12 protein-coding genes are annotated in these 14,148 nt (G+C 59.5%); 11 read left to right on the top strand and 1 reads right to left on the bottom strand.

What is annotated here, in order from left to right:
• Nucleotides 1-438: 438 nt before the first annotated feature.
• Nucleotides 439-6,357 carry an AAA family ATPase gene (locus SO140_RS28995; RefSeq protein WP_474799214.1) on the top strand — a complete coding sequence of 1,973 codons (5,919 nt, stop codon included), beginning with the start codon at nt 439-441 and terminating at the stop codon, nt 6,355-6,357.
• Here SO140_RS28995 and SO140_RS28990 read toward each other — a convergent pair.
• Entirely contained in the window at nt 6,329-6,715 is a 387-nt protein-coding gene (locus tag SO140_RS28990; RefSeq protein WP_449379668.1) for a response regulator transcription factor, read from the bottom strand. The genes SO140_RS28995 and SO140_RS28990 overlap by 29 nt on opposite strands.
• A gap of 584 nt (nt 6,716-7,299) precedes the next feature.
• On the opposite strand from SO140_RS28990, the gene SO140_RS28985 reads away from it, so the two are divergent.
• The 10 genes from SO140_RS28985 to SO140_RS28940 all read left to right on the top strand — a co-directional run.
• On the top strand, nt 7,300-7,515 hold the full coding sequence (locus SO140_RS28985) for a hypothetical protein (protein WP_449379669.1): 216 nt from the start codon (nt 7,300-7,302) through the stop codon (nt 7,513-7,515).
• A 222-nt stretch (nt 7,516-7,737) separates the two neighbouring features.
• Nucleotides 7,738-8,373: a response regulator transcription factor gene (locus SO140_RS28980; protein WP_027526655.1), complete on the top strand. Its 636-nt coding sequence runs from the start codon at nt 7,738-7,740 to the stop codon at nt 8,371-8,373.
• A gap of 268 nt (nt 8,374-8,641) precedes the next feature.
• Nucleotides 8,642-8,932, top strand: a complete 291-nt coding sequence (locus SO140_RS28975) for a putative quinol monooxygenase (RefSeq protein ID WP_449379670.1) — start codon at nt 8,642-8,644, stop codon at nt 8,930-8,932.
• 414 nt (nt 8,933-9,346) lie between these two features.
• Nucleotides 9,347-9,817, top strand: a complete 471-nt coding sequence (locus tag SO140_RS28970) for a winged helix-turn-helix domain-containing protein (RefSeq protein ID WP_449379671.1) — start codon at nt 9,347-9,349, stop codon at nt 9,815-9,817.
• Nucleotides 9,818-9,851: 34 nt separating this feature from the next.
• Nucleotides 9,852-11,666, top strand: coding sequence for an FUSC family protein (locus SO140_RS28965; protein ID WP_474799211.1), 1,815 nt, complete (start codon nt 9,852-9,854; stop codon nt 11,664-11,666).
• A complete protein-coding gene (locus SO140_RS28960; protein ID WP_449379673.1) occupies nt 11,666-11,869 on the top strand; it encodes a DUF1656 domain-containing protein in 204 nt (67 codons plus the stop codon). Before SO140_RS28965 ends, SO140_RS28960 begins: the two co-directional genes overlap by 1 nt.
• Before the next feature lie 11 nt (nt 11,870-11,880).
• On the top strand, nt 11,881-13,074 hold the full coding sequence (locus tag SO140_RS28955) for an HlyD family secretion protein (RefSeq protein ID WP_449379674.1): 1,194 nt from the start codon (nt 11,881-11,883) through the stop codon (nt 13,072-13,074).
• Nucleotides 13,075-13,313: 239 nt separating this feature from the next.
• Nucleotides 13,314-13,616 (top strand): hypothetical protein, encoded by a 303-nt coding sequence (locus tag SO140_RS28950; protein ID WP_449379675.1) that lies wholly within the window; start codon nt 13,314-13,316, stop codon nt 13,614-13,616.
• A 186-nt stretch (nt 13,617-13,802) separates the two neighbouring features.
• The gene (locus SO140_RS28945; RefSeq protein ID WP_449379676.1) at nt 13,803-14,036 is read left to right on the top strand and encodes a DUF6894 family protein; all 234 of its coding nucleotides are present in this window, start codon (nt 13,803-13,805) and stop codon (nt 14,034-14,036) included.
• A gap of 7 nt (nt 14,037-14,043) precedes the next feature.
• The coding region (locus SO140_RS28940) for a ClpX C4-type zinc finger protein (RefSeq protein ID WP_498543516.1) at nt 14,044-14,148 on the top strand (105 nt) is incomplete at its 3' end.

Raw genomic sequence — 14,148 nt, 5'->3', positions numbered from 1 at the left:
GTAAGCCGTGCGCGCTTGCGCTGCCGAAGCAAACGCGACAAGGCTTGCCATGATGACGGCCACACGAGGCCAAAGCCTTTTCATAACAGCACCTCCGTGACAGATTGCGACCAACCGCGCTTTCGAAAACGGCTCGTGTTGCGTTGACAGCAAAACATACTTCGACTTGATGCGGTCGACATTCTCGCGCGATGTCACCGTGACACTCCTCGTTAAGGCGCATGTGCTTCCGTCGCGAGTAAAGCGCGGCAAATCTCGCCAAATTGCTGCTAGCCAGAAGGCGTGGCTCCGCGCATTTCAAGCACGGACGATCAATGGACGGCTGGCATTTCTCAGCCGATCGGATACGATTTGCCGGGGCCGGAGAAAGGCCGCGCGAATGACGAAAAGCTTGGCTTGGTGAATTCAATCGGGAGGCCGAACGCCGGAGGCTCATAAATGGTGCCGCATTCGGTGAATGTCGCGTACTCGGATGATGGCTCTCAGATCGTGTGGAAGGACGACGAACGCGTCTTTCGGCGTGGCTGGCGATTAGGCGATGATGGCGAGCAGCGCGCCGTGCTGATAGTTGCTCCTGTCGCCGACCACCCGTCTCGTTCAAGCCTCGAGCGCCTCACGCACGAATACGAACTGAAGGACGAACTCGATGGTACGTGGGCAGTACGGCCGCTGGAGCTTGTGCACGATGCCGACCGGACCATACTGCTGCTCGATGATGCGGGCGGCGAGCCGCTGGATGGCGTGCTCGGCGCGCCCATCGAGGCGGGACGCTTCTTGCGTCTCGCCATTCCCGTCGCGGCGGCCTTAGGCAAGCTTCACCAGCGCGGGCTCGTCCACAAGGACATCAAGCCGGGCAACATCCTGCTGAACGAGGCGTCCGGCGAAGTGCGGCTGACCGGTTTCGGCATCGCTTCGCGCCTCGTGCGCGAACGTCAGTCACCTCGCCCTCCAGAGACCATCGCCGGCACGCTCGCCTATATGGCTCCGGAACAGACCGGACGGATGAATCGTTCAATCGATTCCCGGAGCGACCTCTACGCGCTTGGCGTAACCTTCTACCAGATGCTCACCGGTGCATTGCCGTTTACCGCCACGGATCCGATGGAATGGGTGCACTGCCATCTCGCCAGGCGCCCGGCGCCCCCGATCGAGCGGAAGGAAATCCCCGGCGTCATTTCGGCGATCGTCATGAAATTGCTCGCGAAGCGAGCCGAAGACCGCTATCAAACGGCAGCCGGCCTCGAAAGCGACCTTCGCAGCTGCCAAACAGAATGGGACGAACGGCGTCAGATTGACGACTTTCCACTCGGCGAACACGACACGTCCGACCGGCTCGTGATCCCTGAGAAACTCTACGGGCGGCGACATGAGGTCGACACCTTGCTCGCCTCGTTCGATCGTGTCGTCAACGGTGGCGCCCCGGAACTGGTCCTGGTCTCCGGCTATTCCGGCATCGGTAAATCGTCGGTCGTCAACGAGCTGCAGCCGGTGCTGGTGCCGCCGCGTGGCCAGTTCGCTTCCGGCAAGTTCGATCAGCTCAAGCGTGACGTTCCCTACGCGACGTTGGCACAGGCGCTTCAGAGCCTGATCCGGCCGCTGCTCGGCAAGAGTGACGCCGACCTTGCGCCATGGCGTTACGCCTTGCAGGAAGCACTGGGGTCCAATGCGGGACTGATGGTGGAGCTCGTTCCTGAGCTGAGGGTTCTCGTCGGCGAGCCGCCGCCGGTCCCCGAGCTTCCGCCTCAGGACGCGCAGCGGCGCTTTCAGATGGTGCTTCGGCAATTGATCGGTATCTTTGCTCGGCCGGAACATCCCCTGGCACTGTTCCTCGATGACTTGCAGTGGCTCGACGCAGCGACGCTCGACCTTTTGGAAGACCTGTTGAACCGGTCCGAACTCCGTAATCTTTTCCTCGTCGGTGCTTTTCGCGATAACGAAGTCACGGCGGCGCATCCGCTCATGCGCAAGCTGGAGGCGATCCGGGCAACCGGAAGAGTGCAGGAGATCAAACTTGCTCCGCTCACAACCGAACATCTGGACGAACTCGTCGCGGACACGCTCCGCTGCGACGCTGAGCAGGCCGGTTCGCTTGCAAATCTCGTGCACGCGAAGACCGACGGCAATCCGTTCTTCGTCGTCCAGTTTCTTCACGTGCTCGCCGACGAGGGGCTGCTGGCCCTTGATCAAGCGCGGGGGCAATGGTCTTGGGATGTCGGCGGCATCCATGCCAAGGGGTACACGGATAATGTGGTGGAGCTTCTGGCCGGGAAGCTGACGCGGCTACCGCTCGACACGCAAGACGCGTTGCGACGGCTGGCGTGCCTCGGCAACGTTGCCGATTTCAATATCCTTTCGGTCGTTCTCGGAACGGCCGAAGAGCAGGTGCACGCGGCTCTCTCGGAAGCCATGCGTCAACAACTGATCGATCGCGCCGTGCGCTCATACAAGTTCATTCACGATCGGGTGCAGGAAGCGGCCTATGCGCTGATTCCGGAAAAGTCGCGCGCGGAGTCGCATTTGACTATCGGCCGGTTACTGCTGGCGCAGGCTTCACCGGAAAAGCGCGACGAGGCGATCTTCGAGATCGTCAACCAGCTCAATCGCGGGGCAACTCTAATCATATCCCACGAGGAACGCGAACGGCTTGCGGAGCTGAACCTGGCCGCTGGCAAGCGCGCCAAGGCGTCGTCGGCCTATGCCTCCGCGCTGACCTATCTGACCACCGGTGCGGCGCTGTTGCCGGGGGACACATGGGAGCGCCGGCCCGACCTCGCCTTTGACCTGGAGCTGCATTCGGCCGACTGTGAAGTCTATGCTGGTGCAGCGCAGCTTGCCGACCAACGTCTGGCGGCGCTGGCACAGCGCGCGCTCAGCGCAGTCCAAAAATGCCTCGTGGCCTACCGGCGGGTGGATCTATGCGCAATGCTAGGGGCGGGCGAAAGGGCGGTGACAATTGCCCTGGAGTGTTTGCGGCATGTAGGCATCGATTGGTCAGCGCATCCCACCGAGGCGGACGCACGTCACGAGTACGAGCGCATTTGGTCATTGCTCGGAGATCGCTCGATCGAGGATATCGTTGACCTGCCGCTGATCCAAGACCAGAAGGCAAGGGCGACGCTCGACCTGCTCAGCAGCCTGGCTCTGCCGGCCATGTACACCGACAAGAACTTGCACGCACTTAGCGTCTGCGCTGCCACAAATCTCAGCCTCGAGCACGGCATCAGCGAGGCGGCGCCGTTTAACTACGTGGCAGTGGCGATGCTCGCCGGCCCCCGCTTCGGCCAGTACATTGAAGGTTATCGGTTTGGAAAGTCGGCCTGCGATCTGCTGGAACGTCGCGGATTGACAGACTTCGGGGCGAAGACCTATGTCGCCTTCGCGATTGTGGTCCCGTGGACACGACCGCTAAGGGAGGGCATCGAACCGTCACGTCGCGCCTTCCAGTTGGCGAAGGATCACGGCGATCCGACATATGCCTCACTTGCCTCCCGGGGTCTCAGTAGCATCCTTCTTGCATCGGGCCATCCACTCGATCAATTCGAGCGCGAAGCTCAGGACGCGTTGGCATTCGTGCAGAAGTATGGGTTCTTCCTCGACAGGCTTTCCGCGCCGATCGCGCTTGCCCGGACCCTGCGCGGGAAAATTGCGAAGTTCGGTTCCCTCGACGATGGTGAATTCACGGAGCGCTCCTTCGAAGACCGCATCACGGGTCAACCCGCTCGTGCCTTTTTGGAATGTTACTACTGGATCCGAAAGCTCCAGGCGCGCTTCTTTGCCGGCGACTATGTTTCGGCGCTCGAGGCAGCGGAGAAGGCGGGGACATGGTACGCAACTTCCCGGGCGCTGTCGCTCTTTCCGGCCGAAAAAGCCGAATGGCATTTCTATGCCGGCCTGTGCCGAGCCGCTCGGTGTGAGCCCTTCGGCCCCGAGCCGTACGCCGAGCATCGAGACGCGCTTGGCGGCCACGAGCGGGAGCTGCAGGCCTGGGCGGCGAATTGTCCTGAAAATTTCGAGGATCGTGCAGCGCTGGTCGCTGCCGAGATCGCCCGGATTGAGGGACGCCCGGTCGAGGCCATGGACCTTTACGAGCGCGCCATTGCCTCGGCCCGCGCAAACGCCTTTGTCCAAAACGAGGCGCTGGCCTACGAGCTGGCTGCCCGCTTTTACGCGGCGCGCGGCCTCGAGGAGGTTGCACATCTCTACCTCAAAAATGCGCGGCATTGCTACTTGCGATGGGGAGCAGATGGAAAGGTGCGGCAACTCGACCAGCTCCATCCGCGGCTGAGACAGGACGAGCGTGCGCCGGGTCCAGCGGGCACGATCGAAGCACCGGTCGAACATCTCGATCTCGCGACGATGATTGAAGCCTCGCAGGCACTTTCTGGCGAGATGGTTCTCGAAGAGCTCATCGACAAGCTCTTGCGCGCTGCACTCAAGCACGCTGGCGCGGAACGATGTCTTCTGATTGTTCCACGAGATGAAGAGCTGCAGATAGAGGCGGAGGCGATCTCTAGTGGCGAGAACGTAACCGTGCATCTGCGGCAACGGGCCGATATCGCACCGGCGCTGCCGGAGTCGCTGGCCCGTTATGGAGCGCGTACTCATGAGACGGTAATCATCGACGATGCGTCATCTCGAAACCCATTTTCTACCGATGCCTACTTTGTTCGGAGTCGTGTTCGCTCTATTCTTTGTTTGCCGTTGATTAGTCAGAGAAAATTCATCGGCATTCTCTACCTTGAGAACAGCCTTGCGCCGAACATCTTCACACCCGATCGCGCGGCGCTGCTGGAGGTGCTTGCGTCGCAAGCAGCCATCTCGCTTGAGAATTCACGGCTGTATCGCGATCTCGAGGATCGGGAGACGAAGATACGGCGTTTGGTTGACGCCAATATCATCGGGATCTTCGTTGCCAACCGCCAGGGGCAGGTTATTGAAGCCAATGACGCGTTCCTCCGTATGCTGGGATATGACCGTGATGACCTCGCGTGGGGCCGGGTGCGCTGGAACGAGCTGAGTGCTCCGGGATGGCACGAGCGTGACGCAATCACGCTGGAACAGCTAAACTCAATCGGGATAGTTCAGCCTTTTGAGAAGGAATATCTTCGGAAGGACGGTAGCCGCGTTCCCGTGCTTATTGGTGCCGCGCTCGTCAAGGAAGGCGGCGACGAGGGCGTCGCGTTCGTGCTCGATTTGACCGAGCGTAAACGGGCTGAGGAGGCGCTGCGCGAAAGCGAGCGGAGTTTACGCTCGGCGATTGACGGGATACCCGGTCTCGTTGCGAGCTTGGCCCCGAATGGCGACGTCGAAGCCGTCAATCGCCAAATCCTTGAGTATTGTGGTGCGTCACTGGAGGAAATGAAGAACTGGGGCACAAACGGAACGATTCATCATGAAGACCTTCCCCATCTCGCTGAAATCGTCACAAGGTCGATAGTCGCCGGCGTTCCATACCAGACCGAAGCACGCATACGACGCTTTGACGGTGAATATCGATGGTTTGACATCCGCGGCATTCCGGTTCGCGACACCTTCGGTGCCATTTCTCGCTGGTATGCACTATTGACGGATATAGAGGAACGAACGCAGGCGTTGGCGCGATTGCAGCAGATGCAGTCGGATTTCGCCCATGTGAACCGCGTGAGCATGATGGGAGAATTGGCAGCCTCGCTCTCTCACGAGATTGCGCAGCCAATCGCCAGCGCGCGCAACAACGCCCGGGCGGCCCTGAATTTTCTGAAGATGCAGCCGCCGGACCTAGGGGAGATCGGCGAGGCACTCTCCTGTGTCGTCGGGGACACAGATCGAGCCGGAGAAATCATCGATCGCATCCGAGAGCAAATCAAAAAAGCGCCGCCGCGAAAAGAGCGGTTTGATCTCAACGCGGCGATCAACGAAGTGATCGCGTTGGCGCAAAGCGCGATCGTCAGGAATGGCGTTTCGGTCCAGACCCGGCTTGCGGAGGGGTTGCTTCCGGTTCTGGGGGACCGCATTCAGCTGCAACAAGTCTTGCTGAATTTGATTCTCAACGCGGCTGAAGCAATGAGCTCGGTAGAAGAGGGAGCAAGAGGGATGTTGATCAGCACCGATCAGGACCAGGTAGGCGCCCTCGTGGCCGTGCGCGATTCAGGGCCGGGCATCGATCCTGCGCATCTCGATAGGATCTTCAATGCCTTCTATACCACGAAGTCGAGTGGGACAGGCATGGGGCTGTCGATATGCCGCTCTATCATCCAAGCTCACGGGGGCAAGCTGTGGGCGGGAGCGAACGAGCCCGGCGGCGCCGTATTCCAGTTCACCTTGCCAGATACCGAAAGAGAGCTCCCGACTATCCTTCAGGCGAGCCACCGGAGTTGAAAGCCGCGCTAACACATCGCATCAGTTGGTCCTCGTCCACTGGCTTGCGCAGGTAACACAAGACGCCGTCGCCTAGCGCGCGAGCCCGGTCGACGTCATTGGGAAATGCCGTCACAAGGATCGTCGGAATTGCGTGGCCCGCATCGATAAGGCGCCGACAGAGTTCGAGCCCGGTCATGGCGGGCATATGAATGTCGGTGATCAGGCATGCTGTTTCGGAGAGGCGCGGGGAGGCGAGAAATTCGGTTGCAGACGAGAAAACGTCGACCGTATGGCCCAGGGATCTCATGAGCCTGCACATTGACTCACGAAAGAACCGATCATCGTCGACGACCGAAACTAGTACCTTTTTCATCATGCGCTTATGCCATTCGCAGGCCCCTTCGTGCGGGCAGCTAACGGTGCCGTAGATCCGCGTGGGATGGCTTGACTTGCGTCAAGAATGCCATCGATGCAATGCCGATGCGCCTAAACTTTGGCTTATGCCGACGGCGATTGCGAGTCCTGGCAATCATCGGTCGGGATGGAGAATTCCCCGCTGGACGACGTGATCGCCGGGATCATACCCGGCGACCTCAGGACCACGTCCGGGCATTGTAAGCCTTCGTATCGCCGTCCCGCCCCTTTGGATGCCCGACTTCGACCTGCGCTCAATTGAGGTGCTGGTAACGATCCTAATAGTCTGCATGCGTCCGAAATGCGCAGGGGCGAAAAGGAGAAAACAATGGCTTATCGCTTGGAAACTCACAGGTCTGACAGGGCCACTCGATGCGCAATGTGCGACGGCAAGTTCGGTCTCGTCCGGCATTATTCGTGGCGAACCCCGCTTTGTTCCAGGGAGTGCGTCGATCGCTTCGCAACTCGCCGCCAAAGTGACCGTAATTGGTTGGGCTGGCTCCAAATGCCCTTCGACCAGTCGACCGAGCACCGCGCGAGGGCGTCATGACGCTTCAGATCTCACCACGAGGCAAACAATATCTGAAGACCGCGCAGACTTTGCTCCGTACCGCCAAAACCATGACTGACATGGCGATTGCAGGTCAGCTAAGGGCTCTTGCCGACGATTATGAACGGCGAGCTGAGAAGGCTTCCCGCGATGATGCGGACAAGGCACTCGCTCGATCGGCTGTCAGCGCTGAAGGTGAGTGGCTTGCATGAGGTGATGGGCGTCGCTCAGCCGCGATCGGGCGAGCCACAGATCCTAAAGTCGATCAGCGCGTTCGGGAGCGAGCTGGGTCAGGTCGTAAACTTTGGTGTACCCCGCACGCATGCTTTGGGAACAATGGGACTGTTCAGGTTCCGCGATTAGGACTAGAAATGCGCGGTCTGGCCGAAAACCAGGACACAGGCTCATTTTCGCGGTCCCTTCGAGCAGCAGCGATGCCTGATTCCACCTCCACCGTGTTGGTCGTCGACGACGACCCGGACCTCCGCGCGTCTGTCGGGCGGCTACTGCGATCGCTCGGCATCGATGTTCAGCTATTTGCGTCCATTTCCGAGTTCCTCAAGTCCGATCTCCCGGATTGCCCCACCTGCCTTGTGCTCGACATCAGAATGCCCGGTCAAAGCGGTCTCGATCTTCAGCGCGAGCTCGTCACGGCAAATAGGGAAATTCCGATCATCTTCGTCACAGGACACGGCGACATACCGATGTCCGTGCAGGCGATGAAAAGGGGCGCTATCGAGTTCCTGACTAAGCCGTTCCGCGACCAAGATCTCCTCGACGCGATTGAGCTCGGTCTCTCTCGTGATCGTGCACGGCGGGAAAATGAGAAGGACTTGGTCGCTCTCAGGGAGCGCTTCGGATCGCTGAGCCCCAGGGAGCGCGAGATCATGATTCAGGTCGCCCGCGGCCGTCTGAGCAAACAGATTGCCCATGATATCGGCATCGCCGAAGCCACCGTGAAGGTGCATCGCAGCAGGGCGATGCAGAAGATGCAGGCCGGTTCGCTTCCCGAGCTCGGCCGTATGGCCGATAAGCTCAAGCTCGTACCTGATAGGCCGCAACGCTCCTGAGCTGTGGAACGATCTGTACATTGGGGGACTAACAATCTGCCGTTCAATCGTCGAATCCATGGCGGATGCCTGTTGGTCAACCCGAGCCAGCCACGCCGGGCTCTGTTTCAGTTTGCGATCCCTGCCCGACCGTCATGATCAACCGATTGTCTAGCAACAATTTGCTGCGATTTGCTGCGCTTCACTCCCGGCGCCTCGGCGCATGCCGGTAAAGTAGCCCAATACGCCGTGCAATAGAACGACGCGCTCAAACTCGATGGTGATGCGAATGTTTGGAACTGTCGCAACGACCAAGATCAAGGAAGACAAAAGCGCAGAATTCGAGGAGCTCGCGACTGAGCTCGTCAAGAAGGTCAATGAAAACGAGCAGGGTTGTCTGCTATATCGGCTCTACCACGGTGAAATGCCGAATACCTATGTGTTCATGGAGCGCTACGCCGATCAGGCAGCAGTCGATGCCCATCTGAGCACAGAATATTTCAGGACACTCACGGGGGCGATGGCTGAATTCATGGACGGAAAGCCGACCATCCACCGGTTGAAGCAGGTCGAGACGTAAGACGAACTACGAGGCGATGTCCGCTGGTGACTCTTCGCAACATATCGCGCGGCGCGCCAATTTGGTCGCGAACGGAGAAGCAGACGCGGCCTCGTCGTGTCGTTTATCGACGCGCGGCCTAGGATAGACCAGGTTGCTTGCCACGAGACGGCGCGCCTGCGCGTTTCCGAAATTGGGCTAACGAAGTAGTTCGCTGCTCAAGTAATGGCTCTCGCGTATTTTGTTGATCCGGCCCGAGCATCACAATGCGCGGCCCCAACTCCTCCACTCGGCTTGTAAATCTAGGTTTAGGCAACGCAACCAAATCTGTCAGTGCTCACCACCCGCGTGGAATAGCTCGCGGCGCTCCAAATCGTCAGATTACGGTCAGTGGCATCTTTGCGGGATTAGCCTGCCAAAGCACGCGAGGTCATAATGCGCGCATCAGCTTCGACTGCAGCTTTCGGACGCCTGGAGCAATTTCATCCCGAACCGGAATTTGACGCCGGACGCACCGCTCAGCCTTTTGAGGTGGTTGCACCACTCTCCCAGAAACGAAGTGGATCGGTCGGCGCCGCCCTAGCCGACGTTTCCTTCGGACCATTCCGCCTGCTTCCGACGCAGTTTCTTCTGCTCGAAGAAGACAAACCCGTGTGCCTCGGAAGTCGTGCTCTGGAGATCCTGATTGCTCTGCTTGAACGCCGCGGTGAGCTGGTCAGCAAGCAGGACTTGATGGCCCGGGTCTGGCCCAACGTCTTTGTCGAGCCTGCGAACCTCACGGTCCATATGTCCGCGCTGCGTCGCGCGCTGCGTGACGGTCGGGACGGGCATCGGTTCATCGTCAACATCCCCGGCCGCGGCTACTGTTTCGTCGCCTCTGTCGATGTGTCGGGACACGAGAACTGAGCGCGAGTGGTGAAGCATCTGCAGAGGCACGACCGTGATCGCGACAATGTCAGAGCAGCCGCACACAGTAGCGAAAATTCCGGTCAGCTCCTGGAGCTTCGCCATTCGCGTTTGGCTGGCTACGATCATCGCCTTGTTCGTGAGCTTTTGGCTGCAGCTCGAATCGCCGACGACTGCCGCGCTTACGATTGCTGTTCTCGCCGAACCAACCCGCGGCCAGGCGTTGGACAAGGCAGGTTTTCGATTGCTCGCCACTGTGGTGGGCGTAACGGTGTCAATCGCAATCACAGGCCTCTTCTCGCAGGCGCGAGATCTGATACTCCTGGCGTTCGCGGCGTGGCTTGGCATTTGCGTCTTTGTGGCAAAGCTCTTGGACGGCTATCGGGCTTATGCAGCGGTGCTGTCCGGATATACTGTCGCATTTATTGCGACACAGCAGATCGACAATCCGCAGCACGTGTTTGAATCCGGTATGGCGCGTGGCGCCGCAATCGTGGTCGGCATTTTTTCGATCGCCGTGATGAACACGTTCATGTTTGCTCCAGACCGTCAACCGCGCATGGTCGCGCAGTTGGCGGCGATCCATCGCCGCATCCGCGTCTATGCAAGCGCTGCCTTCCGCGGCGAACCAGACAACTCGATGACATTCCTGACGCTACTGCGAGAAATTGTGGCGCTGCGGCCGGAGATCGCAAGCCTGGCGCCGGAGTCGAGCAGCGGCTCGGTCAGGAGCGCTGCCGCCCGCAGCGCCGCGGTCTCGCTAATCGCCGAATTACAGGCTGCGCGGACCTTGAGCAGCGGTTCTGCTCGCGAGAACGCTCGAACGGAAGTTTCGGCACGGAACGAGTTTGTTCGACGGGACGAAGATGTTCGACAAGAACTGATCGCTCTGAGATCAGTCAAGTGGCCGCTGCGATTGTGGCGTGCACCCTTGTATCGCTCCTATCGAATTGCCGCCGAAAGCGGTCTCCGTGCCTCTCTATGGTTTGCAATCGCCTCGGCCTTCTACGTTTGGGTCGGGTGGCCTGCGGCGAGCGTTTCTCTGTCCTTCGTGGCGCTGATGGTCGGATTGGGGGCCACAACTCCGAACCCGCGCGGCTTCACCGCGGTTGCGCTTGTTGCTGCGCCGATCGCAATTGTTCTGACCGGTATACTCGAGTTCATCATCCTCGATGGCGCCGACGCCTTCCCCCTGCTGGCTATCGGTCTTGCTCCCCTCGTGGTCGGCGCAGCACTCCTCATCACCTCTAAAAATCTTCTGTGGTCATCACTTGGTCGCGCCATTCTACCTTTCACCATGCTCATCCTGGCGCCGAGTAATCCACAGACCTACAATCCGCAGGCGTTCCTCTTCACCTCTGTGTTCATTGTCGCGGCAGCCGTGTTCCTGTTCGCAACGCAAACACTGATTCCTCCCGTACCCGATGACAAACGCAGGAAGCAGCTTCTGGCGGAGGTCCGCCGCGAGCTGCAGGAGCCGTTCTTGCGGAATGGAGAGGCGTTGGAAGAAGCAACGTTCCGGGACGCTTCGCGGATAGGGCAATTTCTCGCCGCTGGGGGAGAACAGGACAGTCGCGCCCTCGCAGAAATGCTCTCTTGTTTCGATCAATCAGCAATATTCCGGCTTTGCGATGCGAAGCTGATGCAATTCGCCGATGGGCCACTTGCAGACGAAGTACGCGGGGCGATCGCCAAGCGAGATGCGGCCACCCTGCGCGCTATCGCGCACAGGCTTCGTGAACGGGCTACGCACAACGACTCGATCCAGGCAGAAATTGCGGCGTGCCTTTCCCTGACAAGCAACATCTTCGATCGGAGCCAAAATCGCGATTTGTCGGAGGCAACCTGATGGCGCACACCTTTGCAGAGCTGGTGGTCGGAGGCGTCTTGTTAGCGCCGTTTGTAACCTACCTGGTGGTAGCTCTTGTCGTCATCCTCGCACTCCGACCGCTTCTGCATGTCGTCGGCTTTGCGAAGGTGTTCAGTCACGCCGCAATCGCTGAGCTGAGCCTATATGTGACGGTTCTCGGCCTATTGATTCTGTTATTCTAGAGGAGGGCGCCATGGATTCTGTCGTTTATGATGAGGCTGTTCGGGAAGTCCCGATGCAGGAAAGCCTGGCGCGCTCGTCGTCGGTTGAGGCCGAGGAACCGGTTCATCAAACGAACCAGTTCGACGGGATCGCCCTAAGGGTATCGGAAGGGTACCCGGATGACGAACAGATCGTCCTGCCTCCACGTAAATCAAAGCCACCGCGGCGAAGTCATGGCTCGCGAACCGTGCGGCATCTGTTGCGCAAGCTGGCGACGGTCGGGATCGCCGCCGTTGCAGCGATCGCCGCTCTCGTGACTTGGGACCAGTACAATGCCGGACCATGGACGCGCGACGGGCGCGTGCGGGTGCAGGTCGCGAGCGTCGCGCCGGAGATTTCCGGAAGAATCAAGGAGCTGGGAATCGTGGACAATCAGTTCGTTCACAAAGGCGACCTTTTATACGTCATCGACCCCTTCGATTTCGACGTTGCGCTCCGCACCAACAAGGCGGTCTTGCAGCAAAGGATGGCGGACCGCAACGTGAAGGATTTGCAGTCCGAACGTCGGCGACGTTTGTCGGATCTGGCGAGCAGCACCGAAGAGAAGCAGGTCTACGAGGGAAATGCGCTACAGGCGAAGGCGGCCGTCGAGTCGGCTCAGGAGCAAGTCCGGCAGGCGGAGATCAATCTGCAGCGTACCGAAGTGCGCAGCCCGGTGAATGGGATTGTCACGAACCTCCTGCTTCGAGAGGGAGACTACGCGCATCAAGGCGCCGCCAATATTTCGATCATCGATAGGGACAGCTATTGGGTCGACGGCTATTTCGAGGAAACAAAGCTGGCCCGGCTGTGCGTGGGTGACCGTGCTGAGGCCAAGCTGATGGGCTACTCTGAGCCCGTCATAGGTCACGTCGCAACGGTGACGCGTGGCGTCAGCGTTTCCAATGCAGCGGCTGCGACACAGGGGCTGCCCAACGTCGATCCGGTCTACACCTGGGTACGGCTGGCCCAGCGAGTGCCGGTCCGGATCGCGATCGATTACGTGCCTGCCGGTGTGCCTTTGGTGTCGGGTTTGACCGCAACGGTCACGATCCGGGACGGCCAGGACGGCGGGAGCGGGACGCGTTTGCAAAGAATCCGCGCGGAACTCGAGACCAGCTTCTTCGGATTGATCGGCGAAGCTTCGGTGCGGCCGGGCTGCATTCCGAGCCCTTCATCTCCGTAGTCCAGAAAGCGGCTATTGCAGCGCACGTGACCGTGTCAGCTCTCCGCCGAGTGTGGTGCTGCCTCTCTCGCTAAGAGAGGTGGCACCTCTGCCGATTCTGAAATCGTCACTCTCGTTTTCTTTAAGCCAAGGTTTATGTGGGGCAACCACAGCCGTACTTGAAACGACCCGCGTGCAATAGAACGTAGACCTGAAGAATGTGAGTCTCCTCGCAACAACTCGCTTTATGGAGTGCGCCGATGAGGAGAATCGCTGTTCTCATAGTTTCAGCCGCGATTAACGCATCTACGATTCCTGCGGTCGCGGCGGGCTGCGCTTCAAACAACGACGACTCTTGCGCTCGCTTGGCGACGGTACAAAGCCAACTCGACAACGCCACCGACAAAGAGAAGCGCTGTCGCGCTTACGCCGCCTCATTTTATGAGTCGGTGATGTTGAGACATGCCGCTGCCAATCGCGTCGACGGCGCGCAAGTGTTGGCTGCAATCGATTCAGTGATCAACGCGTTCAACGACCTGTTGGCGACGAAGTGCGGCGGTTGAGCCTCACTATTCCTCGGAAAGTCGTGATCGGCGAGGTGCTCAAATGATCCTGTTTCCTTTCTTGGCTACCTGGATGTGGTTCCAGATCGCGGCAGCGTCACCCCCTTCATCTTCGTGCCCTCTCCTTGAGGACTCGAGCGACGCGAGCCTCTCGCTGATCCCCATACCATTCAATGGAGACTGAACATGACCCAGGTCTATTTCCACTGCTCCAACACGAAGAAGGTATTCGTCGATCGCCGAGGCGCCATGGTGGATGATCTTGCCGAGGCGCGCGATCATGCGACCCGCGTCGTGCAATGCTTTACCAATGAGAGCAGTCTCGAAGACTGGCGAGACTGGATCTTGCACGTCAGTGACGACCAGGGTGACGAGCTCTTTGTTGTCCCCTTCACGTTCGTGCTCGGCAAGCCGCACTGAGGTCCTCATGACAGTTCAGTCACTCTCCAATAGCGCGCTGTATTGCTCGTTCTGCGGCAAGAGCCAGCACGAAGTCCGCAAACTGATCGCGGGTCCCACGGTCTTCATTTGC

Source organism: Bradyrhizobium sp. UFLA05-108 (assembly GCF_059803455.1).
The sequence above is the reverse complement of the archived record's forward strand: the minus strand, read 5'-3'. Positions and strand labels throughout refer to the sequence as shown.